Origin of the sequence: Rhodoblastus sp., from assembly GCF_019449565.1 — a bacterium.
GTDB lineage: Bacteria > Pseudomonadota > Alphaproteobacteria > Rhizobiales > Beijerinckiaceae > Rhodoblastus.
Genome location: NZ_JAGRPM010000022.1, coordinates 37,681 through 64,215 on the forward strand (window position 1 = coordinate 37,681; position 26,535 = coordinate 64,215).

Consider the following 26,535-nt stretch of genomic DNA (forward strand, 5'->3'; position numbering starts at 1 on the left):
CATTCTAGCCGGCCGCGCCGCCACTAGCGGAGTTCGAATGCTTGCGCAGCGGCAGGGGCGTGTTTGCGCCAATGCTTTATAGCGTTTTCAAGCGAAGCGGATGCCGGTTCGCGTGAAGAAAACGCGTCAAAACAAAAGGCTAGAGCCCCGATCCGATTCTATCGGATCGGGGCTCTAGCGCCGCATGAGGAACCCGATGGTCGCCGCGAACAATCGGCCATAGGGCGGGCGCAGCAGCATTTTGGTGTCCACCGGTCCCTGCATGAAGACGCCACGGCGATGGGAAAAGACGCGAAAGCCGTCTTCGCCATGATAAGCGCCAATGCCGGACGGGCCAACGCCGCCGAAGGGCAGGCCCTCGACGATGATATGCGACAAGGTTTCGTTGATGGTGACGCCGCCGGAAATGGTGCGGGACAGGACCACGTCGCGGCTTTCGGCGTGCACGCCGAAGTAATAGAGCGCCAGCGGGCGGGGGCGCGCATTGATGAAGGCGATCGCCTCATCCAGCTTGTCGTACGTCTTCACCGGCAGGATCGGCCCGAAAATTTCGTCGCGCATCAGGATGAGATCGTCGGGAGGGTCGATCAGCAAGGTCGGCGCGATCTTCCGCTCAGCCGCCATGTCGTCTTCTCCGGCCGGGGCGATGGCGACGATCCGCGCGCCGGCCTCGCGCGCCTCGGCTAGCGCGCCGACCAGCCGGGCATAATGCGCGGGCGTGGCGATGGAGGTGTAATCCGGATTTGTGCGAAGGGTCGGATAGAGCTTTTTCGCCGCCGCTACAAAGGCCGAGACGAAGCTCTCGAGTTTGTCGCGAGGGACCAGCGCGTAATCGGGCGCGATGCAGGTCTGCCCGGCGCTGAACAATGTGCCATTGGCGATTCGCAGCGCGGCCTGGTCCAGATCGGCGTCCGGCCCGACGACGCAGGGCGATTTGCCGCCCAGTTCCAGCGTGACCGGGGTTAGATTTTGCGCCGCCGCCTGCATCACCCGCCGCCCCACGGCGGTCGAGCCGGTGAAGAACAGATGATCGAAAGGCAGGCTGGCGAAAGAGGCGCCGACATCCGGGCCGCCGAGAACGACCGCGACCTGCTCCTGGGGGAACAGCTCGCCCAGCATGGCCGCCAGCAGGTCCGAGGTGCGGGGCGTCAGCTCCGAGGGCTTGAGCATGACGCGATTGCCGGCGGCGAGAGCGCCGATCAGAGGTGAAAGCGCGAGCTGGACCGGATAGTTCCAGGGCACAATGATCCCGACATTGCCAAGCGGCTGCGACAGGATGCGCGCGCGGCTCGGCATGAGCTCCAGCCCCACCGGCACAGGGCGCGGCTTCATCCAGCTCCGCAAATGCCGCAAAGCGTGATGCGCGGCCTGGAGCGATGGCCACACATCCGCCAGCAAGGTCTCCTGCCGCGCCCGCACGCCGAAATCGTCCGATACGGCCGCGGCGAAGGCGGCTGCCCGGCGCTTCAAGGCGTCGCGCAGGCGCGAGATGTCGGCGCGGCGCTGATCATGGGATGGCGCGCCTTCATCCTGGAAGGCGCGGCGCTGCCGGGCCAGCAATTCGGCCATACCTTCTGGCGTGGCCGTCATGTTACGCTCAATCTGCATGCGCGCTCCTGCCGTGCAGAGCGCGATTATATCAGACGGTCGCCTTTTGGCGAGGATGCGCGGACGCGCGCCCCTGTGGGGAGCCTCGCCGTTGCGAAGGGCGGCGCCTGGCCTTAGCCGAATTTGAACAGGATGCCGTAACCGCCGCGCGGATAGTTCCAGGTGATGTCGCCCGATTCTTCGCACAAGACGCGGCAGGTGCCGCATTCCAGGCAGCCGTCGGCGGTCAGTTCGACCTGGCCGGATTCAGCCTGCGAATAGCAGCCGGCCGGGCACAGATGGGTCATGGCCAGCAGATTCTTGGACGGCTTTTCATGCGGCGCGACCAGGATATGCGGCTGGCCGGAATCGACCAGATAGCGGTTCTGGAAAAGCTTTTCCTCGACCTTTTGGAACTCGCCCTCGATAGACATGACCATCTCCCCTTTCGCTGGAAGAAGCTGTTGAGCGCCAGATTCAGCGCCAGGCGCGGGCGATCCGGAAAGCGTCGCCGATCAGCCCGAAGCCGCGCGCCTTGCGGAAATTGCGGAACGTGTCCTTTTCCTTTTCGATCTTCGGCTTGCCGTCGACACGGAGGAAATTCTCCATCGCCTTGGAGACGAGCTGCGGATAGGTGAGGAAGAGGTTCTGGGCCTGGGTGTGAAGAAGCTCGGGCATATCCTTGTACTTCTTCAGGTCTTTCAGCACGAAGCTCTCGTCGAGGAATTTCTTGTAGAGCGACAGATTGGCCTTGGTCATCGCATCGCGGCGCGACTTGATCTGGAAGATCGCTTCGCCGGCGAGACGGCCCGACGTCATGGCGAGGTTGGAGCCTTCGCGATGAATTGCGTTGTTGAGCTGGCCCGCGTCGCCGCAGATCACCCAGCCGTCGCCGAATAATTGCGGGACCGCCTTGTAGCCGCCTTCCGGAATGAGATGCGCGGCATATTCCTTCACTTCCGATCCGGCGATCAGCGGCGCGACGGAGGGATGCTTTTTGAAGATGTCGAGCAGTTTCGCCGGCGAGGTCTCGCTTTCCGCGAAATCAGAAACCAGGCAGCCGATGCCGATCGAAATGCTTTCCTTGTTGGTATAGATGAAGCCCATTCCGGCCATGCCTTCGGAAATGGTTCCGGCGGCTTCGATCACCGCGCCTTCATCGCCCTTGAGGTTGAAGCGGGCTTCGATGACTTCCGGCGGCAGGAAGTGCATTTCCTTGACCGCGAGCGCGACATGCGCCGCGCTGGGGCGCGGCCGCAGTTCCGAGCGCGTGCCGAGCAGACCATTGACGCCTTCCGCCAGCACGACGACATCGGCGTGGATCGGGCCGCCCGAACGGTCGGTGCGCACGCCAACGACCTTGCCATAGGCGTCGCGGATCAGTTCGATCGCGGTGGTTTCGCAGAGCAGGATGGCGCCCTTCGACTGCGCCTGCCGCGCGAACCAGCGGTCGAACTGCGACCGGATGATGGTGTAGCGGTTGGGACGCTCCTCATTGAATTCGTCGGAGCGATAATGCATGCCCGTATGGGCCTTGTCGGTCATGAACCAGAAGCGCTGCTCGATCAGGCGGCGCTCCAGCGGCGCCTCTTCGCGGAAATCGGGCACGATCTTTTCGAGCATGTCGGCATAGAGAATGCCGCCCTGCACGTTCTTGGAGCCCGGATATTCGCCGCGCTCAAGCTGGAGAACCTTCAGTCCGCGCGAGGCCATCGTATAGGCGGCGGCGTTGCCAGCCATGCCGGCGCCGATGACGATCGCGTCGAATTTTTCGTCGATCATTGTCTTCGTCTCCTGCAATTAGCCGGCGAGCCGGTCATTGGAATGGGGGGAAAGGCGCTTGCGGAAGGCTTCCGTCAAAGCGGGCAGGAAGCGGATCGCGTCAGTCACGATGCCAAGATGGGCGAAATCGAAAATTTGCGCGTTCTTGTCGGTGTTGATCGCCACGATCATGTCGGCGCCTTCGACGCCGACGCGATGCTGGATCGCGCCGGAAATGCCGGCGGCGATATAAAGCTTCGGCCGGATCGTCTTGCCGGTCTGGCCGATCTGGCGGTCCGCCGTGACCCAGCCCTTCTGGATCAACGGACGCGAGGCGCCGAATTCGGCGCCGAGCACGGCGGCGAGATTCTTGACCAGCTGGAAATTTTCGGGGCTTTGCAGGCCCATGCCGCCGGCGACGACGACGTCGGCGAAGGAGAGGTTCGACTTGTTGGAGTCGCGATCCGGCATGAAGCTCAGGATCTTCGTGATGATGTCGGATTCGGTCAGGTCCGTGACGAAGGGAACGATCCGGCCTTCGCGGCCTTCCTGACGCGGCGGCATCGGCATGACGCGCGGACGCACGGTCGCCATCTGCGGGCGGTAGTTCAGGGTGTAGATCGTGCAGAGCAGCGAGCCGCCGAAGGTCGGACGGGTCGCGGCGAGCGACTTGTCGTCGTCCACCCGCAATTCGGTGCAATCGGCGGTAAGGCCGGTCAGCAGGGTCGTCGCCACGGAGCCGGCGAGGTCGCGGCCCAGCGTGGTCGCGCCAAGCAGCAAGATTTCCGGCTGGTGCGCGTTGACCAGCTGGGTCAGCGCCTTGGAATAGGGCTCGTTGCGATAATCGGCGAGCACCGGATTTTCGACCAGGTAGACGACGTCGGCGCCATAGGCGAAGGTTTCGCGCGCAGCCTGTTTGACGTCCTCGCCCGGGGCGCCCATGACGACGCCGGCGAGATCGACGCCAAGCTGGTCGGCAAGCTTGCGGCCTTCGCCGAGCAGCTCGAACGAGACCGGATGCACGACGCCGCGCTCCATCTCGATATAGACCCAGACGTGCTTGTGGTTGCGATATTTCTCCGGCAGCTCCTTCTTCATCGAAGCGCGGCTGCCTGCCGCCTGCGGCGCGGGTTTCTGTTCGCTCATGTTCCCATCCTCAAATTCTTGCGGGCGGCGTCAAAATCCGGAAGCGAGCTTGGCCACATCGGCTTCAAGCGCGGGGGATTTGGCGAAAATCGCTTCGATGAAAGCTTCGGCGGTGTCGCCGGGCGTCGCTCCGATTTCGACCAAAGCGGCCTTTTCGGCGCGGGCCGGCGGCGCGAACACCTTTTTCACCACTGTGGGCGAGCCGCGAAGGCCGCAGAGCTGCAGATCTTCGATGCCGGCGTCCTTGGCGCTCCAGGTGACGATCTCGGCGCGGGCGGCGCGCAGGGCGTCGTCGATGCGGCCGCGCCGCACGACATTCGAGCCTTCCAGCATCGTGATCATGCAGGGCAGCCGGGATTGCAGCAATTGCGTGCCGCCTTCGGAGCGGCGCTCCAGCTTGATGACGCGGGACTCGTTGTCGAGATCGACGATGCCGGAGACATAGGTGAGCTGGAGCATGTCGAGGCGCTTGGCGATGCCGGGGCCAACCTGGGCGGTGTCGCCGTCAATGGTTTGCTTGCCCGCGAAGACAATGTCCGGCGGCCCGAAGGTCTCGCCGATTTTGCGGATCGCCTGGGCCAGCGCATAGGTGGTGGCCAGCGTGTCCGAGCCGGCGAAGAAACGGTCCGTCAGCAGCACGGCGCGGTCGGCTCCGATCGTCAGCGCCTTGCGCAGGGAATCGGAGGCCATCGGCGGGCCCATGGTGAGGACGGTGACTTCGCCGCCGACCTTGTCGCGAAGCCGAAGGGCTTCTTCGAGCGAGAACAGGTCATAGGGATTGATGATCGTGGGCACGCCTTGCCGCATGATCGTGTTGGTCACCGGATGGACGCGGATCTGCGCCGAGTCCGGAACCTGTTTGATGCAGACGACAAAATGCATATTCGCCTCCGGCGGTTTCATCCGCAATCGTTTACCGAGGAACGCTGATTTCGGGCGAGGCGTCGCAAGCTCCGTACCAACCCGCTTGGCGTCATTTAAGATATTAAAAAACAATGAGATAGATTGGCGCCTGTTTTTACGGCGCGTCGACCGCGAAACGAACCTGTCAGCATTCCTACAGAAGTGTTCGTCAAGGCTTGGCGAACCGACGCGGCTTTGTATGCCGCCCGCCTTTTTGTCGGTCAGGCGCTCGGCTCGGCCATGCGGTCGCGCGCCCGCGCGCGCACCTCGAGGTCCTCGTCGTCGGTCAGGCGGAGGGCGACGTCGCGCGGCGCGCGGTCGGCGACGACGAAGCGCACACGCAGATCGGGGTCGTTCAGCAACTGAGCCAGCGCGTCCGGCGCCACGCGCTCCGCCGCCTCGCGCCGGACCACCGGATCGCTGTCGTGCAAAAGGCCGAACAGGCGATCGGGCGGCGCGCGCCCGACGATATAGCGGCGCACCGTCGCGGAAGGGTCGTCGAACATGAGCGGCAGCAGGGAAGGGTCGAGCCGCCGTACGACAGTCAGGCGGACATGTTCGTCCTCGTCATGCGCCATAGCCACGAGGTCGGCGCCTTCGAGGCGCAGGGCGCAGGCGATCCGAACCGCGCGATCCTTGTCCTTGCTCATATCCCGGACGCGGGCGATCGGCAGGCGCAGCGCCGCCATGGCGCGCACCTCGGGCTCGCGGTCCTTCATCAGGCGGGCGATCTGGAATGGATTGGCGTATTTGGCGGCGAGCGCGCGGACTTCAAAATAGAGATGGTCGAGATAGTCCCCGGCGAGCTCGGGATTGCCGGCGAAGAAGCCATCGATGCGCTTCGAGCGCTTGTCGCGCACGCAAATGCGGCCGAGCACGCAGCGCCCGCCGGCGCGCAAATCCTTGTGCGGGCAGTCCTGGCAGGAGAACGGTCGGCCTGTCCAATCGACCGCGGCTTCCGTCTCTTCGGTTGTCGCCATGCTCGGCCTCGCAAATTCGTTCTATCGAATCGCGTTAGCAAAGGCCGCGCCAGACCGATGGCAAAAAAACTCACGGACTCGCGTCCGTGAGGAAGTTGGCCAAAACGGGCCGCAGGGAGTTCAGAATTTCTTGATGTCGATATTCTGCTTGCGCAAGGCGTAGCCGATCTGGCGCGGCGTCAGGCCGAGCAGGCGCGCCGCCTTGGCCTGCACCCAGCCGGTCTTGTCGAGCGCCTCGATCAGCCGTTCGCGTTCGCTCTTGGTGGGATGAACGACCGGGCAGTTGTCGGGCGCCGGGCATTCATGGGGCAATCCGCGCTCCATGGCGTCCAGGGCATGGTCCGCGCAGGCCCCAGCCAATGCCGGCGTGGCGTCGATCGGCGCCGGCGCGACAAAGGGCTCGGCGGCGGCCGGCGGGGCGACAGGTTCCGGCATCGGCGGCGCCTTGGCCTTGGGCGCGGGCATGGCCGTGATGGGCGGCAATGTCGGTTGCGGCGTCGGATGGGGGTGCAGGCCGACAAGATTGTTATGGCCCTTCCACAAGGTGGCGGAAAGACAGCAGCCCTGCCAGCAGGCGAGATCGGATTCGAGGATTTCCTCGCCGCTCGCCAGCGTCGCGGTGCGGCGGACGCAGTTCTCAAGTTCGCGCACATTGCCGGGGAAGGCGCAGTGCGAAATAATGTCGAGAGCCTTGATGGAGAAGCTGTGGTCGATGCCGTTTTCGCGCGAAAACTGGTCGAGGAAGCGCTTGGCGAGCAGCTCGATGTCGCCAGGCCTTTCGCGCAGTGGCGGCGTCACCAGCGTCACGACATTGATGCGGTAATACAGGTCGGCCCGGAAATCATTGCGGGCCACGGCTTCTTCAAGATTGCGATTGGTGGCGCAGACGATGCGCACATCGACCTTCAGCGTCTTGGTTCCGCCGACGCGCTCGAATTCGCCCTCCTGCAGAACGCGCAGCAGCTTGGCTTGGAAGGAGGCGGAAATCTCGCCGATTTCATCCAGGAACAGCGTGCCGCCATTCGCAAGTTCGAAACGGCCGATCCGCTGGTTCACCGCGCCGGTGAAGGAGCCTTTCTCATGGCCGAACAATTCGGATTCGATCACCGTCTCAGGCAGCGCCGCGCAATTGACCTTGACGAAAGCGCCCTTGGCGCGGGGCGAATTCTCGTGAATGGCGCGGGCGAACAGCTCCTTGCCGGTGCCGGTTTCGCCGCGCAGGAGTATGGTGGCGTTGGAGCGCGCGGCGACTTCGATCCGCTGCAGCAGCGCCTTGATCGCGGCGCTCTCGCCGACGATGAAATCAGACTTGCCGCGCGGCGAGGGCTTGGGTGACGGCAGGCGCACGTCGGTCAGCGCCTTTTCCAGCCGGTGCTGTTCCTTGATCAGGCGATCACGGTCGCGCGCAATCAGCGCATGCATACGCATCGCCTGTCCGACCAGATTGGCGACCATGGTCAACATGCGCACGTCGTCTTCGAGACGGAAATCGAGCTTGTTGTTCCATTCGCGATCGACGGTCAGCGTGCCCTTGGCGACGCCGTCGACCTTGATCGGCACACCGAGGAAGCTGACCTTGGTCATCGGCGGCAGGAGATGGCGATAGGCCGTGCCGGTGAAATAGGGATGGATCGAAACGTCTTCGATCACCAGCGGCACGCCGGTGGCGACGATATGGTCGATCACTTTCTGCGGCAGCAGGGTCTTGGCGCCATTGGGCTTGGGAGAGGCGTCCGACGAAGCCGTGATTTCCGGCTCGCCGTCTTCATCCAGCGCGAGAATGAAGCCGCGTCGCATCTGCATGAAGGAGGAAAGCACCGCGATCACGGCGCCCAGCGTCCGCTCCAGCGATTGCGCCCCGGTGAGGATCTTGGATATTTCGTAAACGCCGGCAAGCGCTACGTCTTTGTAAGCCGGCGCGAAGAGAACTTTTTCCGTTGTTGCCATCATGCGGCTCCCGATCGATTCGCGCAGACCCGAAAGATCGTCTTCTCCACATAGAAAAAAGCGCGAGACACGGATGGAAGGCGTCACATCCGCGTTGGGGGCATCCTTGCCCAGATCGCTTGTGTGATCTCAGGATAAGCCTGCGATGACGGCTTTCAAACGCCAAAAAACAAGCAAGATCAAATGGCGCCGCTCATTTTTGTCGCAAGCTGAACAAAAAATGTCGCTTTTTTTGAAGCATTCAAAAAATCAGGCAAAAACTCAGCTGAAACACGGCTTTTATATGGGCGAAATGCAGACGGAAACGTCGCATGGCGGGGCGGAATAGGGCGCGGAGGTCACGAGGACTTGCGCGCCCGCCAGCGCATAGTCTCGCGCGTTGGCCGCCTTGACGCCGCCGGCCGCGGCGATGACCGGCGGTTGCGCAAGCACGCGCGTCCGCGCGACGAGTTCCTCGATTTTTGCGGGATCGAATTTCTCCGCCTGAATCACGTCGAAGCCAGCCTGCGCGGCGGAGACGCCATCCTCGACGCAGCCCACCTCGATCACCAACTTTTTCTCCGGCGCGGCCCGGCGCAGGCGCGCGGCGATATCGATGAGCGAATCATCAGGCAGAAAGGCGCGATGTTCGGGAAAGACGAGAATCGTCTCCGACAGGCCGAGGCGATGCATGACCGCGCCTCCGGCCTTGACCGCCGCGACGGCGAAGCCCTTCACCCCCGGCGTGTTCTTGCGCGTGCAGGCGACGCAGACGTCCGGCGCGACGGCGCGCGCCGCCTCCACGATGTCGCGCGCGGAAGTGGCGACGCCCGACCAGACCTCGATCAGCGTTTGCGCGACCTTCCAGCCGCGCAGCAAGGCGCTGGCCGGTCCGCTGGCGCGAAGGATCTCGGCGCCCGGCTCAAGGCGCTGGCCGTCTTCGGCGCAGAGTTCCACGCTCGCGCCCGTAAGAGTCAGGATCTCGGCGGCCTCGGCCGTCAAGGCCGCGACCATGGCGTTGCGGGCGGAGAATCGCATCAGCCCCGGCCGGGCGCCAAGTCCGAGCATATCGGTGGTGAGGTCGCCAAGCGGCGCATCGTCGAAAAGCAGGCGTTCGAGTTCGGCGCGGGGAATCTGCGGAGGCATGGCGAAAATGTCGATTCAAAAAGGAGTTTGCGCGAAGCCTGGCGCGCGTTTGCGGCGCTTTTGCGCGTCGCGGATCGCGAGCAGAGTCGCATCCGCAATCAGGCGGCTGCGCGCATCCAGTCCGGTCCATTTGGCGCGCCGGCCCCGCGGATCGATTTCGATCAGTTTGACACCCGCCGGAACGAAGGCGCCGTCGCGGGCGACGCCGCGCAATACGCCATCCATCGGAGCGTGCAGGGAAATGCCGGCAAGATTGCCGAGGCTCTGGCCCCGCGTGGCCGTGGCACCGATATCAAACGGCGTGTGCCACACGCCCTCGCTGGGCGCGATGATAAAGCGCTCCCGCCCAACTTCGCCAAGCGCATCAGGCTCGCCGTCATCGTCCGCCGTCGAGCCCTCCGCGACCAGCGCGCCCGCGTTCGCAGGCAGAGTTTCGACGGCGATGTCGCAGTTCTCCCCAATGGTGAAATTGGGGCCCAATCCCACGGACAGGCCGACATAGTAACGGAAGTCGGGCGTGACGACGCGCTTCTGGATGCGCGCGTCGATCAGGATGGGGATGCGGCGCAGGGCGAGCAGGTCGCATAATTGCAAGGATGTGACGGCGATGCAGTTCTTGCGCGAGGCGGCGTCGGCGAGTTCGAGCGCTGTTTCGGCGCGCTCGCCGGTCACGCCATGGATGATGGCGACATCGTCGAACAAGGCGTCGTAAAAGGCCATGCCGCGCCGGATGACGGGCGGGTAGGGGTCGTGGCTGAGGATGATGCTGAAATGCGCCTTGCGCAGCTTCACGGCGACGGCGGAGGCGACTTCATTGGTGCCGAGAATAACGGCCAGGGGCGCCGAATTGTCGGCAAAAAAGGCAGAAAATCCAGTCGCGCTCATGTCTCGCCTCCGCTATCGCCTTATTGAGTTTTTGGCGCGAGTCGCGCGGAGCGACCGCACAAAGACTCTGAAGCATTAGTCAGGCCAGAAAAAACGCCGCGAAATGAGCTCGAATCGCGCCATTCCGCACAAATTTGCGCTCGTTTTGTCGAATACACGCGTGTCGTGTTGATGAGGAAACATATCCTGTCGGCATTGGTCACGCTGACCGGGTCGTCTCCATAACGGCCTCGAAGCCTTCAAATTGCGGCGGGCCGAGATAGAGGCCGGTCGTTTTCGGCGCGCCGGAATGGGCGCGTCGGAAGGCTTCCGAGCGCGTCCATTCCTCGAAATCGCCGCGTGTCTCCCAAATGGTATGGGAGACGAACAAGGTCGCCTGCTCGTCGCTTGGTCCGCGCAACAGCTGGAACACGACGAAACCGGGCATGGACGGCAGGTCGCTCTGCCGATTGCGCCAGATGGTTTCGAATTCCGCCTCCCGGCCGAGCGCGACACGGAATCGGTTCATGGCGATGAAAGTCATGCGGTCTCCGGGCTATGGGCGGTTCAGCCGCGTCGCGCCAGCGACCTAAGGAAGCCCTGGGCCTCGTCGTTGAGTTCGCGGTCGACGGCCGGCGCCATTTTCAGCAGCACATTGGCGATAAAGGGCTCGTCATTGCGGGGCTCGTCGAGAACCTCGCGCAACACCGGCACATTATCCTCGATATGCGCCAGGAAGGCGATGCCTTTTTCGAGCGTCTCGCTCCATCTGCCCCGCGTCCACAGGGCGAGGGGATAGATGATTTCCTGCGGGAAATTGGACTTGCGCGCCTTTTCCAGAAAGCGAAGGCCGGTGGTCCAGTTTTCGGCGGCGCGCATCGGCGGCGGCGGCGGCTCGCCGGCCAGCATTTTTTGCGCGGCTTGTCCGACATGATCTTCGAGCGAGACCGGCTCTTCGATCTTGGAGCGGAAGCTCCACATCGCCGTGGCGCCGGGGAAGTCGTCGCCATAAAGCGCCTTCAGCCCTTGCTCGACCTTGTCGACCGCTTCCTTGTCGCCCTTGAGCGATGCAGTCATGCAATAGGAGAAAAGGGCGTCCTTGGCGACATGGACGACGCCGCCGCTCTTGAGTTGGAGCGGGGTCAGCGCCGGGGTGACGCCGTCGGCGGGAACCGTCGCCTCACCCGCGCGCTGGGCGCTGATGAAGGCGGTGATTTCAAGCCAGCCCGGAAAGGCGGCGATGAAGGCGTCGGCGTCCGAATGGACGACCGCGAGATTGATGGCCTGCTTGCGCCGGATGAGTTCCGCCGTGTCTGTCATTTTAGGGCTCCGGGATTTCAGTCGCCAGTGATCACAACTTCCGGCACATCGGAATCGGCAAGGTCGAGGCCGTCTTCTTCGGCCAGTTCGACGCCCGTGATGCAGACGTCGCCGTCATCCACCACGACCTTGATCGGCGTCAGCGCCTTGCCCTGGCAGGGGCCGGAAAAGCAATGGCCGGTGTCGAGGTCGAATTGCGCGCCGTGGTGGCGGCAGACGAGGAAATTGCCTTCGTCGTCCATCAATTCGCCGCCGCCGCCGTCGATCGTCTTGCCCTGATGCGGGCAGGCGTTTTCAAAGGCGTAATAATTCGAGCCCTTGCGGGAGATCATGATCGACCAGGGCGTGCCTTCGCCATTCTCTCCGCCAGCCTTTTTGAGCGTGAAGCCCCGGGCGTCGTTATCGTCGATTTCGAAGGTCCGGCAGATTGCGTAAAGCTCGTCCATGAATCGACTCCTGTTGACCTTAAATATCAGCGGCTATTACAAATGCCCCCTGATATCCGCGCCGACGGGCGCGGCCGATGGTTAAAGCATTCCGAGTTCCAGCTTGGCCTCGTCGGACATTTTTTGCGCGTCCCATGGCGGGTCGAACACCAGATTGACCTTGGCGGCCTTCGTCCCCGGGACCAGCAGCGCCGCCTTCTCGACCTGGCGCAGCATTTCTCCCGCCACGGGGCAGCCGGGCGCCGTGAGAGTCATGTCGATGTCGATGAGATCGGGGTTCGCGACGTCCAGCCGGTAGATCAGTCCGAGGTCATAGACATTCACTGGAATTTCCGGGTCGAACACCGTGCGGATCGCGGCGATCACGTCCGTCTCGAGATCGCCGGTCCACTCGGGCAGTTCGACCGAATCCTCCGACATCGCGGCGGTCTGGCCTTCAATCATGCGAACAGCTCCATTACGCGGCGGATTCCCTTGACGAGGGCTTCGACGTCGTCATGCGTGTTGTAGAGCGCGAAAGAGGCGCGGGCGGATGCGGTCAGGCCGAGCTTGGTCATCAGGGGCTGCGCGCAATGCGTTCCAGCGCGGACGGCGACGCCGGCCCGGTCGAGAATCATCGAGACGTCCTGCGGATGCGCGCCTTCCACGTCGAAGGTCACGATGGCGCCCTTGTTCGGGGCGCGCCCGAAAATGCGCACCTTGCCGAGCTTGTCGATTTCCTCGGTGGCGTGGGCGAGCAGAGCCGCTTCATGCGCGGCGATTCCGGCGCGGTCGAGGCCCATCATGTAGTCCAGCGCGACGCCGAGGCCGATGGCTTCGACGATCGGCGGCGTGCCGGCCTCGAAACGATGCGGCGGCGTGGCGTAAGTGATGCGATCGCGATACACATCGGCGATCATTTCGCCGCCGCCCTGATAGGGCTGCATCGCCTCCAGCAATTCATATTTGCCATAGAGGAAGCCGATGCCCGAGGGGCCATAGAGCTTGTGGCCGGTAGTGACGTAGAAATCGCAATCCAGCGCCTGTACGTCGACGATCTCATGCACGCTGCCCTGGCAACCGTCGATCAAGACCTTGGCGCCGACCGCATGGGCGAGGCGGATGATTTCCGCCACCGGCGTCACCGTGCCCAGCACGTTGGACATGTGGGTGACGGCGACCAGCTTGGTCTTTTTCGTCAGCAGCTTGGCAAAGGCCGCCAGGTCGAAACTGTCGTCGGCGGCCAGAGGCGCCCAGATGATTTCCGCGCCCTTGCGCTCGCGCAGGAAATGCCATGGCACGATATTGGAGTGATGCTCCATCTCGGAAATGACAATCTGGTCGCCTTCGCCGATTTCCGCGCCAAGGCTCGAAGCGACGAGATTTATCGCCTCCGTGCCGCCCTTGGTGAAGATGATTTCCTCGACCTTTTTGGCGTTCACAAAGGAGCGGGCGGATTCGCGCGCCTTTTCGAAAGCCACCGTCGATTCGTTGGAAAGGAAATGCGCGCCGCGATGGACATTGGCGTAGGTGTCGGAATAGGCCGACAGGATCGCGTCGAGCACGATCTTCGGCTTTTGCGCCGAGGCGCCATTGTCCAGATAGACCAGTGGCTTGTTGTAGACCAGTCGCGACAGGATCGGGAAATCCGCGCGCGCGGCCATTACGTCGAAGGCCGGCGTTTTGGCGAGGTTTGCCGGAATCGTCTGGCTGAGGGCGGCTGCGTTATTCGACATGGGAGGCCTCGCCCGCATGACGAAGCATCCAATTGTGCGCGCAGGCGATGACGATCTCGCGCATGGCCTCGTTTTCGACCGTGTCCATCGCCTCGATCAGGAAGGCCTCGACCAGCATGGCGCGCGCCTCGGCTTCCGGAATGCCGCGCGCCCGCAGGAAGAACAGGGCGTTGGCGTCCAATTCGCCGGCCGTCGCGCCATGGCTGCATTTCACGTCGTCGGCGAAAATTTCCAGCTCCGGCTTGGTGACGATTTCCGCGCGATGCGACAGCAGCATGGCGCGGCTGAGCTGGCGGGCGTCCGTCTTCTGCGCCGCCTGGGCGACCTTGACGCAGCCCTGATAGACGCCGCGCGAGGAGCCGGCGAGAACGCCGCGGAACACCTGGGTTGAGGTGGTGTTGGGAACCGCGTGGTCCATCACCGTGGTGTTGTCGCAATGGCGCTTGTCCGCGACCATATAGGCGGCGTCGATGCGCGCGTCGGCTTCTTCGCCGGCGAGCTTCAACAGCGCCTCATGCCGGGCGAAATGTCCGCCCTGCGAGAAATAGAAGCCGCGATAGGCCGCCTTCTCGCCGATTGCGCCGACCGTCGCGGCGGTCTGCCGCGCTGCGGCGGCGAAGTTTTCCAGCCGGACATGGGTCAGTTTGGAATTGGGCGCGAGGCTCAATTCGGTGACCACAGTGGCGAAGCTCGGCGCCCCGTCATGCGACTCGAACAGGGTCGCCTCCGCGCCTTCCTCCAGCACCACGAGGATGCGCAGATGACGGCCGTCGGCGGACGCCGCATCCACGCCGCTCCAGTTGAAGCGCAGGTGCAGTGGGGTCGCCAAAGTCACGCCCTTCGGAACCTGAAGGACGAGCCCCTCTTCCATCAAGGCGGTGTTGAGATTGATGATCGGATGATCCGCCTGCGGATTGACGCGGCCGATGATCCCGGCGACAGGCGAGTCCTTCTCGGCCAGTACCTTGCGCAGGCTCTGTGCGCCCATGGCGCAATAAGAGGATTTGGTATCGTTCAGCACGCCGTTCTCGAAGGCGGCGACGCAGGCTTCGGCCAGCACCGGCGGCGTGTCGAGATCGGCTTCGACCTTGACCGTCTCGTGCAGGGCCTTGGCGAGGTCCGAATAGCGCCAAGCCTCGACGCGGCGGTTCGGCAGGCCGACGTGAGCGAATTTTTCGCTGGCTGCATCTATCAGCGCGCCCAGCCAGGGCGCGGCTTCGCTGCGCCGCGCCGCTACGCTGGCCAGGAGATTGTCGAGCGAGACCACCTTTGCCATATCGCCCTCACGCGGCTTTGTTGATGACGGCGTCGTAGCCATTTTCTTCGAGTTGCAGGGCCAGGCTCTTGTCGCCGGACATCACGATCTTGCCGCCGGCCAGGATGTGGATCACGTCGGGGACGATGTAATCCAGCAGGCGCTGGTAATGGGTGATGACGAGGAACGAGCGGTCCGGCGCGCGCAGCTTGTTGACGCCTTCCGCGACCAGTTTCAGGGCGTCGATATCGAGGCCTGAGTCCATTTCGTCGAGGATCGCCAGCTTGGGCTTCAGCAGCGCCATCTGCAGCGTCTCATTGCGCTTCTTCTCGCCGCCCGAGAAGCCGACATTGAGCGGGCGCTTGAGCATGTCCTCGGAAATGTTCAGCTCCTTGGCGGCGGCGCGCACGGTGCGCAGGAATTGCGCGGCGTCGAGCTCCGGCTCATTGCGTAATTTCGCCTGGGCGTTCATCGCCGTCTTGAGGAAGTTCATGGTCGAGACGCCGGGTATTTCCATCGGATATTGGAAGGCGAGGAAAATGCCCTTGGCGGCGCGTTCTTCCGGCGACAGGGCCGTGACGTCCTCGCCATAGAAATCGATCTCGCCGCCCGTCACCTCATAGCCCGCGCGTCCGGCGAGCGTGTAGGAGGTGGTGGATTTGCCGGCGCCATTGGGGCCCATGATCGCATGGACTTCGCCCGGCGGCACAGTAAGGGAAAGGCCCTTGAGAATTTCCTTGCCAAACACGTTGACGTGGAGGTCCTTGATCTCAAGCATTATCCAACGCTCCCTTCGAGGCTGATGCCGACGAGCTTTTGCGCCTCGACAGCGAATTCCATGGGCAGTTGCTGCAACACTTCGCGGCAGAAACCATTGACGATCAGCGCCACCGCTTCCTCGGTCGGAATGCCGCGGGACAGGCAATAGAACAGCTGGTCGTCGGAAATTTTCGAGGTCGTCGCCTCGTGCTCCAGAATGGCTTTCGGATTGCGCGACTGGATGTAAGGCACCGTATGAGCGCCGCACTGGTCGCCGAGGAGCAACGAGTCGCACTGGGTGAAGTTGCGCGCGCCGTCGGCCTTGGCGTGGATGCTGACCAGGCCGCGATAGGTGTTCTGCGCCTTGCCCGCCGAAATGCCCTTCGAGATGATGCGGCTCGACGTGTTCTTGCCCAGATGCAGCATCTTGGTGCCGGTGTCGGCCTGCTGGTAATTATTGGCGATGGCGATCGAATAGAATTCGCCGACCGAATTGTCGCCGCGCAGAACGCAGGACGGATATTTCCAGGTGATGGCCGAGCCGGTCTCGACCTGAGTCCAGGAAATCTTTGAGCGGTCGCCCCGGCAGTCGCCACGCTTCGTGACGAAATTATAGATGCCGCCCTTACCGTTCTCGTCGCCGGGATACCAGTTCTGCACCGTGGAATATTTGATCTCGGCGTCTTCCATCGCGATCAGTTCAACGACCGCGGCGTGGAGCTGGTTTTCGTCGCGCTGAGGCGCCGTGCAGCCTTCCAGATAGGAGACGTAGGAGCCCTTGTCCGCGATGATCAGCGTGCGCTCGAACTGGCCGGATTTGGCGGCGTTGATGCGGAAATAGGTGGAGAGCTCCATCGGGCAGCGCACGCCCGGCGGAATATAGACGAACGAGCCTTCGGAGAAGACGGCGGCGTTCAGCGTGGCGTAGAAATTATCGGACGCGGGAACCACGGTGCCGAGATATTGCTTCACCAGTTCGGGATGAGTCTTCAGCGCTTCCGAGATCGGGCAGAAGATCACGCCGACCTTGCCGAGTTCTTCCTTGAAGGTGGTGACGACCGAGACGGAATCGAACACCGCGTCGACCGCGACCTTGCGCTGTTCGACGCCCGCGAGAACTTCCTGCTCATGGAGCGGAATGCCAAGCTTCTCGTAAACGCGCAGAAGTTCGGGATCGACATCGTCGATAGACTTCGGCTTGTCGCTGTCGCTCTTCGGCGCCGCGTAATAATAGGCGTCCTGGAAGTCGATCTTGGGATAATCCAGCTTGGCCCAGGTCGGCTCTTCGAGCGTCAGCCAGCGGCGGTACGCGTCCAGGCGATACTGAAGCAACCAGTCCGGCTCGTCCTTTTTCGCCGAAATGAAGCGGATAACGTCTTCGTTCAGGCCCTTGGGCGCAAAGTCGGATTCGATTTCCGAAACGAAGCCATATTTATACTTCTGGTCCGCAAGGTCCTGAAGGGTGTCCGTCTCTTCGCTCATGTCAGACTTCCGACTTTCGCAAGTGTTGGATTGAAATCAATGGCTTGCGCGGCGCCGTTCGACGTGGCTTGCGCCCCGCCTTTTGTGCGCCGCAGCGCCCGTTGCTGAGAATGCAAGGGCGGCGCCACAGTGGATCACCGGGCGACGCCGGCGGCGAGTTCGGCGATGACCGGCCAGCCGACGGCGCCGGTTGGATCGAGCTGGCGCAGGGCGTCGAGGATCTCTCCAGCTTGCTCGCTTTCGTCGCGGCGCAGATGGATGAAGGCGAGGGCCTTCAACGTATAGAGGGCGAAACGTCCGGCCCCGTCGGGGATCTCCTCTTGCGGGACCCATTCGCGCCAGTTTTCAGGCCATCCGGCCTGACGCGCGGCCTTCTGCATGCCAGTTTGGGCGGCGGCGCGGGCCTCGTCGAGATTGCCGTGATAGGTGTGGATCTTATAGAGGCAATAATAGGCCGGCAGCTCCTCGGGCCCGGCGGCGAGCGCCTCGCGGAACAGCTGTTCCGCCTGGACGAAATCGCGGCGGTAGGCGACGACGCCTTTCTGGAGCAGATCGTCGATTTCGGGGGGAAGCTCGCCGAAATTGATTGTTTCAGGCTCTGGAGCCGGAAAGGGAATGGGCATTTCTGGTCCTCTGGACAGGGAAGTTTTCGTCCAAACGCCTGCAAAAGCGGGGCCGGGAGCGGCGTCGCGTTTCGGACACGGACACTTGTCGCTAAACCGACGCGCATTTTCTGCTAAATTTTCGCCCGAAAGGCAGGCGCCGGGCAAAGGCGTCTGCGCGGCGATGGTCCCACTTTTGCATTGCAGCGCGCGAGCGGACTTTTCATCGTCCGCGCCATTCTGCTCTGCCCGGCCTGCTCCGGCAGACGTGACGAACCAATCGAGAGGTCATTCGATGACGGAAAAAACCAGTGAGCGCATCAAGTCCATTGTCGATGGCGCCGATGTGGTTCTGTTCATGAAGGGCGTGCCGGCTCAGCCGCAATGCGGTTTTTCCGCCGCCGTGGTGCAGCTCCTCAACGGCTTCGGCGTGAAATTTGACGCCGTCAACGTTCTCGCCGACCCCTATATCCGCGAGGGCATCAAGACCTTCTCGAACTGGCCGACGATTCCTCAGCTCTATGTGAAGGGCGAATTCATTGGCGGCTGCGACATCGTGCGCGAAATGGCGGCTTCGGGCGAGCTAACCCAGCTGTTCGCCGACAAGGCCGTGGAGAAGGTCTCGGCATGAGCACGGAGACCGAAACCGCATCCACCTTCGCTGACGTGCCGCAGCTCTACACGCGCCACGTCTTCGCCTGCTACACCCAGCGACCGGCGGGGCATCCGCGCGGCTCCTGCGGCGCGCAGGGCGCCCAGCCGCTGTGGGACCGCCTGTCGAAGAAGCTCGAAGCCGAGCGTCTTCCGGAAATTGGCTTCACCGCCTCGGGCTGCCTTGGCTTCTGCCGCGCCGGCCCGTTGATGGTCGTCTATCCGGAAGGCGTCTGGTACGCGCCGAAAACGCCCGAGGACATCGACGAGATCGTCGAGACCCACCTCAAGGGCGGCCAGCTGGTCGAACGCCTGGTGGTGGTGCTGACGCGCTGAGGCGCGGATATTTCAACGTCCGGCGCATGTCGCCGGATGGGCGGGAAGCGCCGGCGACCGCAAGCCAGAGCCGGATCGCTTCCCGCCATTTTTTCAGGCGATTGTCTTTCAGGCGGTTGTCATGTCGGCGCGGGCTTTCTTCCGCGCCGCGCGCAGAAGGTTCAGGCAATCGATATTGGCGGCCATGTCCATGGCCGAAAAGCCGTCGAGAGTCTCCAGCGCGATATCCGCGCCCCGCGCCAGTAGATGCGCGACGACATCGGTGCGCCCGGACGACGCGGCGTACATCAGCGCGGTGGCGCCATTGTCGTTGAGATTGTCCATATCAATTCCCGCGCCGATCAGCAGGTCGATCATGTCGAGATGGCGCTCGACGCAGGCAAGCCACAAGGCGTTGTTGCCGTCGCCGTTGCGCGCGGCGATTTCACCGCCGCACGCCAGGATCTTTCGCGCCATGTCGCAATCGCCCTTCAACGCGGCGAGCATCAAGGGCGTTATCTCATTCGCGCCGCGGCCGTGGATGTCGTCGCCGGAAAAGCCTTCCTGACGGAGCCAGGCCACGAGATCGGGATCCTGAATCATGGCGTTTTGGCCTTTGCGCGTTGCTTGTCGGGATAGGCGGGCTCAATTGCGATGCGCGAGTCCGTGAGCGGCCCGCCCAGGGTGAAGTGATAGACTGTCTGAAGCGCGCTTGATTTCAGGCCGATGAACTCATGGGTCTCGTCGTCGAAGAAACAACCCACCCCCGTGCCCCGCAGGCCGTAGCGTTCGGCTTCGAGATAGAGCGCCTGGCCGATGAGACCGGCCTCCCAATGCAGGCCGCGATAGCTCCAGGGGTTTTGCTCGACGGCGTCGAATTCCGCCAGCATGGCCATGCCGAAACAGCAGTCCGACGCGATGGCCTGGTTGCAGAACAGGCGCCGCGCCGCTCCACGCGCGTCGCCGATCTTGAGCAGATAAAGCGGCAGGGTTTCCGGCGCTCCCGCGACGCGCGACCAGACAAAATCCGGGTCGAGCGATTGTCGCAACAGCGCCAGGGAATCGGCGCCGCGCGGTAGGGCATAGAGTCCCGGTTCGACCCCCGCGACGCGATGGACGAACAGGATGGGATGAACGCGCGGAGCGAAATTCCAGACTGTCCAAGGCGCGCGCGGCCGGGCCGTCACGCTTTCGACAATAGCGAAGAACTCTTCCGCCGGCATGACATGGCGTGCGTCGAAATGTTGCGCGCTGCGCCGTTGCAGGATGAGTTCGGCCGGCAGCGCGCTCTCGCTTTGCGCCAAAGTAGACGGCGCGACGGGCTCGGCTGCGACGGAGCCGAGCGTCGCTTCGGCGACCTCGCCGATCACAGGCCAGCGGTACATCGGCCAGCGGTCGAGCAGATTGGCCTGTCCGGTCCAGACGCCGGCTTTCAGCGCGGGCGCCCTGACGGCGTCGCCGTGAACCGTGGGGAAAATCTGAATCAAGGCGTCCGGATCTTCCTTCTCGGCGCGGCCGAAATCCTCCGCGCGGTCGAGACCGAGCAGGGCGGAAATTTGCGCGCTGTCGAGTCCTTCGACCAGTTGCGCGCGCCAGCCCAAAGCGGCGGCGGCATAGGAAAAGGCGCCGAGTGCGTGGCCGAGATCGAGCTGGCAATAGCGAAAGGCGCGCTCGCCATATTTCCAGGCCTCACGCCAATGAATGGAGGAAAGTCCGATCCACAGGCAGGGCGTGTCGGACTTTTGTCCGGAGTCGTCCCGCCGCCTTTGTTCCAGCGCATGATCGCGCGGAAGGTAATGAAACAGCCCGTCATCGAGTCCGTCGACGCCTTCGGCCAGGACATAGGCCTCGGTCGGATGGAGGTTTCCGCTCGACGGATTGCAGCGCAAGGCCCAGCGGTCCGGCCCGAATTGCTTCCAGGCCGAAAGCCCCATCGACAGATGCAGCAAGGCGCCAAGCGACTCGCGGGTCAGCGCCGGAGTGGCCGGCAGATCTTCCGGCGCCAACGGCAAGTCCGCGCGGGCCGCGCCCTCGAAGCTGCGGAAAGGATTGGGCTGGAGGTCCCAATCCAGCGTGTCCGGGCCCTTGGCGTAGCCGGTGAAGCGATGTTTCGTCCGCTCGTGATAGAGCGCGGCTTTATTCGACATAGGCTTTGTCAGGATGGGCTTCTTCAGAATGGGCATTTTCGGCGCGGCGATCCGAAGGGGCCGGGCAGGGCGGACCTGCGGGGCGCGAACAGCCCTGGGCGGCGTCCAGACTTTCACGATTTTCCGCGCTTTGTCCGAGCAGGGACAGAACAGGCTCCTTGTCGAAGCCGGCGCAACGCTGTCCCGCCGACTCAATCAGGGGGCGACGGATCAGCAGCGGCTCCGCCAGCATCAGCGCGAGCGCCTCCTCCGGGCCGAGGCCGGCCGGATCGACCGCGCCGGATTTGACTCGCGGGGCGGCTGGATTGAACCAGCCCGCCACCGGCATGTCGCCGAAAAAGGCCAGCAGGCGCTCATTCGTCCAGGGCTCGGTCAGCAAATTGCGCTCGTCGACCTCGTGACCGGCGGCGGCGAGCATCGCCTTCTGCTTGCGATTGGTTCCGCAGCCGGGCTTTTCATAGAAAGTAACGAGCGCCATCAGCGATCCTCGGGCCTTGTGTCGCGGGTCGCGCCCGCTCAGACAATGTTGAGCTGAACCAACGGCGCGGCGCCGCCGCGTCCGAGCACGGTGTCGACCTTCTTGCGCACCGCCTCGATCGTCAGCGGCTTGACAATCGCGCCATGGGCGCCGGCCTGCATGGCCTCGACCGCCAACTTCTCTTCGCTTTTGTCGCAGACGATCAGAATGCGGACGCCCGGATATTTCGTATTGAAGGCGTCGATCACGCCCATGCCCTGCTTTTGAATCCAGGATACGCCCAGCAGAACGAGATGGGGCGTAAGCCAGTCCTGGCCCTTCTCGAAAGCTTCTTCCGGCGAGGCGAGCTCATGCGTCTCGATCTCGTCATGCAACATGAATTGCAGCACGGAGCGGATGATCTCGTCCTCGTCCACCACGAAAACCCGCCGCTGGTCGACCGCCTTGGATGTCTCAACGCCAATCTGCATCGCCGCCTCTATCGTTCTCTATCGTAAGGATCGAATTGCCCGCGCGTCGTTGCCGCGAAGGCCCGCCCGTTCCTTGTGCAATTTCCGTTCCGACCACGCGACATCGGCTTGAGCGTGGCCGGAGCCGTCCGCGAAATTGCGACAAACGTGTCTTGTTTGCCGCAGCTGCGACGATGCTGTCGGATTTTTCACAGAACCGACCACAGCGCAGGCTTTAGATAAACACCAATAAAAACAACGATCTTACAGATAAAAAATTCTGGCACGGCGGTTGCAATCATTGTCAGCGGAACGGCGAGTGAAGGGCTGAACGTACGCAGACGCTAGACGAGCGTTTCGTTCCTTCCCGTCAAAGCGGGTCCGTTTCTGACAGAGAGAAACAGTCTCGCGCAGAACGCGCGAAGTTCATGCCACACGGACACTTTTTAGGAGCATCAAATGGCTAAACTCAGGCAAATCGCCTTCTACGGCAAGGGCGGCATCGGCAAGTCCACCACCTCGCAGAACACGCTCGCCGCTCTTTCCGAAATGGGTCAGAAGATCCTGATCGTCGGCTGCGACCCCAAGGCCGACTCCACCCGTCTGATCCTGCACGCCAAGGCCCAGGACACCATCCTGTCGCTGGCCGCCGCCGCCGGTTCGGTCGAAGATCTCGAACTCGAAGACGTGATGAAGGTCGGCTATCGCGACATCCGTTGCGTTGAGTCCGGTGGTCCGGAGCCGGGCGTTGGTTGCGCGGGTCGTGGCGTTATCACCTCGATCAACTTCCTCGAAGAGAACGGCGCCTACGAAGACATCGACTATGTCTCCTATGACGTTCTCGGCGACGTGGTCTGCGGCGGCTTCGCCATGCCGATCCGTGAGAACAAGGCTCAGGAAATCTACATCGTCATGTCCGGCGAAATGATGGCCATGTATGCGGCCAACAACATCTCGAAGGGCATTCTGAAGTATGCCAATTCCGGCGGCGTGCGCCTGGGCGGCCTGGTCTGCAACGAGCGCCAGACCGACAAGGAACTCGAACTGGCGGAATCGCTGGCCAAGAAGCTCGGCACCACGCTGATCTACTTTGTGCCGCGCGACAATATCGTTCAGCACGCTGAGCTGCGCCGCATGACGGTTCTGGAATATGCGCCCGACTCGCAGCAGGCCCAGCACTACCGCAACCTGGCGACCAAGGTTCATGGCAATTCGGGCAACGGCATCATCCCGACCCCGATCACCATGGACGAGCTGGAAGACCTGCTCATGGAGCATGGCGTCATGGCCCAGGTCGACGAGAGCCAGGTCGGCAAGACCGCGGCCGAGCTGACTGCCTAAAGATCGCCTGAAGAAACGGTCCGGCCCCTTCCGGGGGCCGGACTCCCGAACGGCGCACGCAAGCGAGAGGTGGCGACATGAGTGTTGCAAACAATGAGAGCGTTGCTGAGATCAAGGCGCGCAACAAGGAATTGATCAAAGAGGTGCTGGCCGTCTATCCCGAGAAGACAGCGAAGCGCCGTGCGAAACATCTGAATGTTCACGAGGCCGGCAAGTCCGATTGCGGCGTCAAGTCCAACATCAAGTCGATCCCCGGCGTGATGACCATTCGCGGCTGCGCTTACGCCGGCTCGAAGGGCGTTGTTTGGGGGCCGATCAAGGACATGATCCACATCAGCCACGGCCCCGTGGGTTGCGGCCAGTATTCCTGGGCCGCTCGTCGTAACTACTACATCGGCACGACGGGCATCGACAGCTTCGTGACCATGCAGTTCACGTCGGACTTCCAGGAAAAGGACATCGTCTTCGGCGGCGACAAGAAGCTCGCCAAGATCATGGACGAAATCCAGGAGCTGTTCCCGCTCAACAACGGCATCACCGTCCAGTCGGAATGCCCGATCGGTCTGATCGGCGACGACATCGAAGCGGTGTCGAAGGCGAAGTCGAAGGAATTCGGCGGCAAGACCATCGTTCCGGTTCGTTGCGAAGGCTTCCGTGGCGTCTCCCAGTCGCTCGGCCACCACATCGCCAACGACGCCGTTCGCGATTACGTTTTCGACAAGATGGATCCGAACCGGCCTGCTCCGTTCGAATCGACGCCCTATGACGTTGCGATCATCGGCGATTACAACATCGGCGGCGACGCTTGGTCCTCGCGCATCCTGCTCGAAGAAATGGGCCTGCGCGTGATCGCCCAGTGGTCCGGCGACGGCTCGCTGGCGGAACTCGAGAATACGCCTTTGGCGAAGCTCAACGTTCTGCACTGCTACCGTTCGATGAACTATATCTCCCGCCACATGGAAGAAAAGTTCGGTGTTCCGTGGTGCGAATATAACTTCTTCGGCCCGTCGAAGATCGCCGAATCGCTGCGCAAGATCGCCAGCTTCTTCGACGACAAGATCAAGGAAGGCGCCGAGCGCGTCATCGCCAAGTATCAGCCTCTGATGGAAGCGGTCATCGCCAAGTACCGTCCGCGCCTCGAAGGCAAGACTGTCATGCTCTACGTCGGCGGCCTGCGTCCGCGCCACGTCATTGGCGCTTACGAAGACCTCGGCATGGAAGTTGTCGGCACGGGCTATGAGTTCGCCCATAACGACGACTATCAGCGCACCGCCCAGCACTATGTGAAGGACGGCACCCTGATCTATGACGACGTCACCGGCTACGAATTCGAAAAATTCGTGGAAAAGGTCCAGCCGGATCTGGTGGGCTCGGGCATCAAGGAAAAGTACGTCTTCCAGAAAATGGGCGTGCCCTTCCGCCAGATGCATTCCTGGGATTATTCCGGCCCGTATCACGGCTATGACGGCTTCGCGATCTTCGCTCGCGACATGGATATGGCCATCAATGCGCCGGTCTGGAAAATGGCCAAGGCGCCTTGGAAAGACGACTCCAACTCCAAACTCCTTGCGGCCGAGTGACCGCGCGCGGCAGGCGCCCGTTGAAAGACGGGCGCCAGCCGCGAATTACCGACAGCAGAGGGCTTTATCATGACGCAGAACGCCGATCACGTACTCGACCATTTCGACCTGTTCCGGGGTCCGGAATACCAGGAAATGCTGGCGAACAAGAAAAAGATGTTCGAAAATCCGCGTGACGAGGCGGAAGTCGAGCGGGTCCGCGAGTGGGCCAAGACGGAAGAATACAAGGAACTGAACTTCAAGCGCGAAGCTCTGACCGTCAACCCGGCCAAGGCCTGCCAGCCGCTCGGCGCCGTGTTCGTCGCCGTCGGCTTCGAAAAGACCATTCCCTTCGTCCATGGTTCGCAGGGCTGCGTCGCTTATTACCGCTCGCACTTCTCCCGTCACTTCAAGGAGCCGACGTCCTGCGTCTCCTCGTCGATGACCGAAGACGCCGCGGTGTTCGGCGGCCTCAACAACATGATTGACGGCTTGGCCAACACGCTGAGCATGTACAAGCCGAAGATGATCGCCGTCTCGACGACGTGCATGGCGGAAGTCATCGGCGACGATCTGAACGCCTTCATCAAGACCTCCCGTGAAAAGGGTTCGATCCCGGAAGACTATCCGGTTCCGTTCGCCCACACCCCGGCCTTCGTCGGCAGCCACATCACCGGCTACGACAACGCCATGAAGGGCATCATCAGCTACTTCTGGGACGGCCGCGCCGGAACGATCGAAAAGCTTGAGCGCAAGCCCAATGACTCGATCAACTTCCTCGGCGGCTTCGATGGCTATACCGTCGGCAACCTGCGTGAAATCAAGCGCATCTTCGGTGAGTTCGGCATCAAGTACACGATCCTCGGCGACAATTCGGACGTGTGGGACACCCCGACCGATGGCGAGTACCGCATGTATGATGGCGGCACCACGATCGAAGAGACGCTCGAGGCCATCAACGCCAAGGCGACCATTTCGATGCAGGAATATTGCACCGAAAAGACCCTGCCGCTCATCGCCGAGCATGGCCAGGAAGTCGTGGCCCTCAACCACCCGATCTCGGTCAAGGGCACCGATAATTTCCTGATGACCCTCGCCCGCATCTCGGGCAAGGAAATCCCGGAATCGCTCGCCCGTGAGCGTGGCCGCCTTGTCGACGCCATCGCCGACTCCAGCGCCCACATTCATGGCAAGAAGTTCGCGATCTACGGCGATCCCGACCTCTGCTACGGCCTGGCGGAATTCCTGCTCGAACTCGGCGCCGAGCCCACCACGGTCCTGGCCACCAATGGCGGCAAGGCCTGGGAAAAGAAGATGCAGGCGCTGTTCGACAGCTCGCCCTTCGGCAAGAACTGCAAGGTCTATCCCGGCAAGGACCTGTGGCATATGCGCTCGCTGCTGTTCACGGATCCGGTGGACTTCATCATCGGCAACACCTACGGCAAATATCTGGAGCGCGACACGGGCACCCCGCTGATCCGTATCGGTTTCCCGATCTTCGACCGTCACCACAAGCATCGCTATCCGGTGTGGGGCTATCAGGGCGGCATGAACGTTCTCGTGACGATCCTCGACAAGATCTTCGACACGATCGATCTCGCCACCAACGTCCCGGCGAAGACCGACTACTCGTTCGATATCATTCGCTGATCAGGTTCATTGTCGGTTTGGCTACAAACCGACAATCCTGCCAAACAAGGCCC

General features: G+C 62.6%; 27 protein-coding genes. 5 read left to right on the plus strand and 22 right to left on the minus strand.

From position 1 onward, the window contains the following. Window positions 1-174 precede the first annotated feature (174 nt). The 18 genes from QZ409_RS04955 to QZ409_RS05040 form a co-directional block, all read right to left on the minus strand. On the minus strand, window positions 175-1,608 hold the full coding sequence (locus QZ409_RS04955) for a coniferyl aldehyde dehydrogenase (RefSeq protein WP_296707466.1): 1,434 nt from the start codon (window positions 1,606-1,608) through the stop codon (window positions 175-177). Window positions 1,609-1,721: 113 nt separating this feature from the next. Further along, the gene (locus QZ409_RS04960; protein ID WP_296707467.1) at window positions 1,722-2,027 is read right to left on the minus strand and encodes a ferredoxin family protein; all 306 of its coding nucleotides are present in this window, start codon (window positions 2,025-2,027) and stop codon (window positions 1,722-1,724) included. A 37-nt stretch (window positions 2,028-2,064) separates the two neighbouring features. Beyond that, window positions 2,065-3,369 carry an FAD-dependent oxidoreductase gene (locus QZ409_RS04965; RefSeq protein ID WP_296707468.1) on the minus strand — a complete coding sequence of 435 codons (1,305 nt, stop codon included), beginning with the start codon at window positions 3,367-3,369 and terminating at the stop codon, window positions 2,065-2,067. A gap of 18 nt (window positions 3,370-3,387) precedes the next feature. Continuing rightward, window positions 3,388-4,494 carry an electron transfer flavoprotein subunit alpha/FixB family protein gene (locus QZ409_RS04970; protein ID WP_296707469.1) on the minus strand — a complete coding sequence of 369 codons (1,107 nt, stop codon included), beginning with the start codon at window positions 4,492-4,494 and terminating at the stop codon, window positions 3,388-3,390. A gap of 30 nt (window positions 4,495-4,524) precedes the next feature. Continuing rightward, entirely contained in the window at window positions 4,525-5,376 is an 852-nt protein-coding gene (locus QZ409_RS04975) for an electron transfer flavoprotein subunit beta/FixA family protein (protein ID WP_296707470.1), read from the minus strand. Window positions 5,377-5,618: 242 nt separating this feature from the next. Further along, complete coding sequence (locus QZ409_RS04980) at window positions 5,619-6,377, minus strand: 4Fe4S-binding leucine-rich repeat protein (protein WP_296707471.1); 759 nt, start codon at window positions 6,375-6,377, stop codon at window positions 5,619-5,621. Window positions 6,378-6,497: 120 nt separating this feature from the next. Beyond that, a complete protein-coding gene (gene nifA / locus QZ409_RS04985; protein WP_296707472.1) occupies window positions 6,498-8,327 on the minus strand; it encodes a nif-specific transcriptional activator NifA in 1,830 nt (609 codons plus the stop codon). Between the two features lie 276 nt (window positions 8,328-8,603). Further along, window positions 8,604-9,449 carry a ModD protein gene (gene modD / locus QZ409_RS04990; RefSeq protein ID WP_296707473.1) on the minus strand — a complete coding sequence of 282 codons (846 nt, stop codon included), beginning with the start codon at window positions 9,447-9,449 and terminating at the stop codon, window positions 8,604-8,606. A 15-nt stretch (window positions 9,450-9,464) separates the two neighbouring features. Beyond that, on the minus strand, window positions 9,465-10,334 hold the full coding sequence (locus QZ409_RS04995) for a xanthine dehydrogenase (RefSeq protein WP_296707474.1): 870 nt from the start codon (window positions 10,332-10,334) through the stop codon (window positions 9,465-9,467). Window positions 10,335-10,533: 199 nt separating this feature from the next. Further along, window positions 10,534-10,857 (minus strand): antibiotic biosynthesis monooxygenase, encoded by a 324-nt coding sequence (locus tag QZ409_RS05000; protein WP_296707475.1) that lies wholly within the window; start codon window positions 10,855-10,857, stop codon window positions 10,534-10,536. 23 nt (window positions 10,858-10,880) lie between these two features. Beyond that, window positions 10,881-11,633, minus strand: a complete 753-nt coding sequence (locus QZ409_RS05005; protein WP_296707476.1) for a hypothetical protein — start codon at window positions 11,631-11,633, stop codon at window positions 10,881-10,883. A 17-nt stretch (window positions 11,634-11,650) separates the two neighbouring features. Further along, entirely contained in the window at window positions 11,651-12,079 is a 429-nt protein-coding gene (locus QZ409_RS05010; protein ID WP_296707477.1) for a Rieske (2Fe-2S) protein, read from the minus strand. An 81-nt stretch (window positions 12,080-12,160) separates the two neighbouring features. Next, complete coding sequence (locus QZ409_RS05015; RefSeq protein WP_296707478.1) at window positions 12,161-12,523, minus strand: iron-sulfur cluster assembly protein; 363 nt, start codon at window positions 12,521-12,523, stop codon at window positions 12,161-12,163. Next, window positions 12,520-13,722 (minus strand): SufS family cysteine desulfurase, encoded by a 1,203-nt coding sequence (locus QZ409_RS05020; RefSeq protein ID WP_296707533.1) that lies wholly within the window; start codon window positions 13,720-13,722, stop codon window positions 12,520-12,522. Before QZ409_RS05020 ends, QZ409_RS05015 begins: the two co-directional genes overlap by 4 nt. 61 nt (window positions 13,723-13,783) lie before the next feature. Beyond that, window positions 13,784-15,070 carry a Fe-S cluster assembly protein SufD gene (gene sufD, locus QZ409_RS05025; RefSeq protein ID WP_296707479.1) on the minus strand — a complete coding sequence of 429 codons (1,287 nt, stop codon included), beginning with the start codon at window positions 15,068-15,070 and terminating at the stop codon, window positions 13,784-13,786. 7 nt (window positions 15,071-15,077) lie between these two features. After that, window positions 15,078-15,827: a Fe-S cluster assembly ATPase SufC gene (sufC, locus tag QZ409_RS05030; protein ID WP_296707480.1), complete on the minus strand. Its 750-nt coding sequence runs from the start codon at window positions 15,825-15,827 to the stop codon at window positions 15,078-15,080. Continuing rightward, complete coding sequence (gene sufB, locus QZ409_RS05035) at window positions 15,827-17,290, minus strand: Fe-S cluster assembly protein SufB (protein WP_296707481.1); 1,464 nt, start codon at window positions 17,288-17,290, stop codon at window positions 15,827-15,829. Before sufB ends, sufC begins: the two co-directional genes overlap by 1 nt. Window positions 17,291-17,424: 134 nt before the next feature. Continuing rightward, window positions 17,425-17,913 (minus strand): hypothetical protein, encoded by a 489-nt coding sequence (locus QZ409_RS05040; protein ID WP_296707482.1) that lies wholly within the window; start codon window positions 17,911-17,913, stop codon window positions 17,425-17,427. A gap of 274 nt (window positions 17,914-18,187) precedes the next feature. Here QZ409_RS05040 and grxD point away from each other — a divergent pair, with 274 nt between their 5' ends. Both grxD and QZ409_RS05050 read left to right on the plus strand, forming a co-directional pair. Beyond that, entirely contained in the window at window positions 18,188-18,523 is a 336-nt protein-coding gene (gene grxD / locus QZ409_RS05045; protein ID WP_296707483.1) for a Grx4 family monothiol glutaredoxin, read from the plus strand. After that, window positions 18,520-18,879, plus strand: coding sequence for a (2Fe-2S) ferredoxin domain-containing protein (locus QZ409_RS05050; RefSeq protein WP_296707484.1), 360 nt, complete (start codon window positions 18,520-18,522; stop codon window positions 18,877-18,879). The genes grxD and QZ409_RS05050 overlap by 4 nt, the downstream gene beginning before the upstream one ends. Window positions 18,880-18,987: 108 nt before the next feature. Here QZ409_RS05050 and QZ409_RS05055 read toward each other — a convergent pair whose 3' ends face one another. From QZ409_RS05055 to QZ409_RS05070, 4 genes are read right to left on the minus strand one after another with little or no spacing between them, the layout of a single operon-like run. Further along, window positions 18,988-19,461: an ankyrin repeat domain-containing protein gene (locus QZ409_RS05055; protein ID WP_296707485.1), complete on the minus strand. Its 474-nt coding sequence runs from the start codon at window positions 19,459-19,461 to the stop codon at window positions 18,988-18,990. Beyond that, entirely contained in the window at window positions 19,458-21,005 is a 1,548-nt protein-coding gene (locus tag QZ409_RS05060) for a SagB family peptide dehydrogenase (protein WP_296707486.1), read from the minus strand. Before QZ409_RS05060 ends, QZ409_RS05055 begins: the two co-directional genes overlap by 4 nt. After that, window positions 20,995-21,483, minus strand: a complete 489-nt coding sequence (locus QZ409_RS05065; protein ID WP_296707487.1) for an ArsC/Spx/MgsR family protein — start codon at window positions 21,481-21,483, stop codon at window positions 20,995-20,997. The genes QZ409_RS05060 and QZ409_RS05065 overlap by 11 nt, the downstream gene beginning before the upstream one ends. A 38-nt stretch (window positions 21,484-21,521) precedes the next feature. Next, a complete protein-coding gene (locus QZ409_RS05070) occupies window positions 21,522-21,953 on the minus strand; it encodes a response regulator (protein ID WP_296707488.1) in 432 nt (143 codons plus the stop codon). 438 nt (window positions 21,954-22,391) lie between these two features. Between QZ409_RS05070 and nifH the strand changes: the two genes are divergently transcribed. The 3 genes from nifH (at window position 22,392) to nifK (ending at window position 26,482) form a co-directional block, all read left to right on the plus strand. After that, window positions 22,392-23,273 carry a nitrogenase iron protein gene (gene nifH, locus QZ409_RS05075; protein ID WP_296707489.1) on the plus strand — a complete coding sequence of 294 codons (882 nt, stop codon included), beginning with the start codon at window positions 22,392-22,394 and terminating at the stop codon, window positions 23,271-23,273. Between the two features lie 77 nt (window positions 23,274-23,350). After that, complete coding sequence (gene nifD, locus QZ409_RS05080) at window positions 23,351-24,853, plus strand: nitrogenase molybdenum-iron protein alpha chain (RefSeq protein ID WP_296707490.1); 1,503 nt, start codon at window positions 23,351-23,353, stop codon at window positions 24,851-24,853. Window positions 24,854-24,922: 69 nt separating this feature from the next. Then, on the plus strand, window positions 24,923-26,482 hold the full coding sequence (nifK, locus tag QZ409_RS05085; RefSeq protein WP_296707491.1) for a nitrogenase molybdenum-iron protein subunit beta: 1,560 nt from the start codon (window positions 24,923-24,925) through the stop codon (window positions 26,480-26,482). The last annotated feature ends 53 nt before the right edge of the window (window positions 26,483-26,535 follow it).

Excerpts from the sequence above, each read along its gene's own strand:
- QZ409_RS04955 (WP_296707466.1), bottom strand. The coding sequence starts at position 1,608 with ATGCAGATTGAGCGTAACATGACGGCCACGCCAGAAGGTATGGCCGAA.
- QZ409_RS04960 (WP_296707467.1), bottom strand. The coding sequence starts at position 2,027 with ATGGTCATGTCTATCGAGGGCGAGTTCCAAAAGGTCGAGGAAAAGCTT.
- QZ409_RS04965 (WP_296707468.1), bottom strand. The coding sequence starts at position 3,369 with ATGATCGACGAAAAATTCGACGCGATCGTCATCGGCGCCGGCATGGCT.
- QZ409_RS04970 (WP_296707469.1), bottom strand. The coding sequence starts at position 4,494 with ATGAGCGAACAGAAACCCGCGCCGCAGGCGGCAGGCAGCCGCGCTTCG.
- QZ409_RS04975 (WP_296707470.1), bottom strand. The coding sequence starts at position 5,376 with ATGCATTTTGTCGTCTGCATCAAACAGGTTCCGGACTCGGCGCAGATC.
- QZ409_RS04980 (WP_296707471.1), bottom strand. The coding sequence starts at position 6,377 with ATGGCGACAACCGAAGAGACGGAAGCCGCGGTCGATTGGACAGGCCGA.
- nifA (WP_296707472.1), bottom strand. The coding sequence starts at position 8,327 with ATGATGGCAACAACGGAAAAAGTTCTCTTCGCGCCGGCTTACAAAGAC.
- modD (WP_296707473.1), bottom strand. The coding sequence starts at position 9,449 with ATGCCTCCGCAGATTCCCCGCGCCGAACTCGAACGCCTGCTTTTCGAC.
- QZ409_RS04995 (WP_296707474.1), bottom strand. The coding sequence starts at position 10,334 with ATGAGCGCGACTGGATTTTCTGCCTTTTTTGCCGACAATTCGGCGCCC.
- QZ409_RS05000 (WP_296707475.1), bottom strand. The coding sequence starts at position 10,857 with ATGACTTTCATCGCCATGAACCGATTCCGTGTCGCGCTCGGCCGGGAG.
- QZ409_RS05005 (WP_296707476.1), bottom strand. The coding sequence starts at position 11,633 with ATGACAGACACGGCGGAACTCATCCGGCGCAAGCAGGCCATCAATCTC.
- QZ409_RS05010 (WP_296707477.1), bottom strand. The coding sequence starts at position 12,079 with ATGGACGAGCTTTACGCAATCTGCCGGACCTTCGAAATCGACGATAAC.
- QZ409_RS05015 (WP_296707478.1), bottom strand. The coding sequence starts at position 12,523 with ATGATTGAAGGCCAGACCGCCGCGATGTCGGAGGATTCGGTCGAACTG.
- QZ409_RS05020 (WP_296707533.1), bottom strand. The coding sequence starts at position 13,722 with ATGGCCGCGCGCGCGGATTTCCCGATCCTGTCGCGACTGGTCTACAAC.
- sufD (WP_296707479.1), bottom strand. The coding sequence starts at position 15,070 with ATGGCAAAGGTGGTCTCGCTCGACAATCTCCTGGCCAGCGTAGCGGCG.
- sufC (WP_296707480.1), bottom strand. The coding sequence starts at position 15,827 with ATGCTTGAGATCAAGGACCTCCACGTCAACGTGTTTGGCAAGGAAATT.
- sufB (WP_296707481.1), bottom strand. The coding sequence starts at position 17,290 with ATGAGCGAAGAGACGGACACCCTTCAGGACCTTGCGGACCAGAAGTAT.
- QZ409_RS05040 (WP_296707482.1), bottom strand. The coding sequence starts at position 17,913 with ATGCCCATTCCCTTTCCGGCTCCAGAGCCTGAAACAATCAATTTCGGC.
- grxD (WP_296707483.1), top strand. The coding sequence starts at position 18,188 with ATGACGGAAAAAACCAGTGAGCGCATCAAGTCCATTGTCGATGGCGCC.
- QZ409_RS05050 (WP_296707484.1), top strand. The coding sequence starts at position 18,520 with ATGAGCACGGAGACCGAAACCGCATCCACCTTCGCTGACGTGCCGCAG.
- QZ409_RS05055 (WP_296707485.1), bottom strand. The coding sequence starts at position 19,461 with ATGATTCAGGATCCCGATCTCGTGGCCTGGCTCCGTCAGGAAGGCTTT.
- QZ409_RS05060 (WP_296707486.1), bottom strand. The coding sequence starts at position 21,005 with ATGTCGAATAAAGCCGCGCTCTATCACGAGCGGACGAAACATCGCTTC.
- QZ409_RS05065 (WP_296707487.1), bottom strand. The coding sequence starts at position 21,483 with ATGGCGCTCGTTACTTTCTATGAAAAGCCCGGCTGCGGAACCAATCGC.
- QZ409_RS05070 (WP_296707488.1), bottom strand. The coding sequence starts at position 21,953 with ATGCAGATTGGCGTTGAGACATCCAAGGCGGTCGACCAGCGGCGGGTT.
- nifH (WP_296707489.1), top strand. The coding sequence starts at position 22,392 with ATGGCTAAACTCAGGCAAATCGCCTTCTACGGCAAGGGCGGCATCGGC.
- nifD (WP_296707490.1), top strand. The coding sequence starts at position 23,351 with ATGAGTGTTGCAAACAATGAGAGCGTTGCTGAGATCAAGGCGCGCAAC.
- nifK (WP_296707491.1), top strand. The coding sequence starts at position 24,923 with ATGACGCAGAACGCCGATCACGTACTCGACCATTTCGACCTGTTCCGG.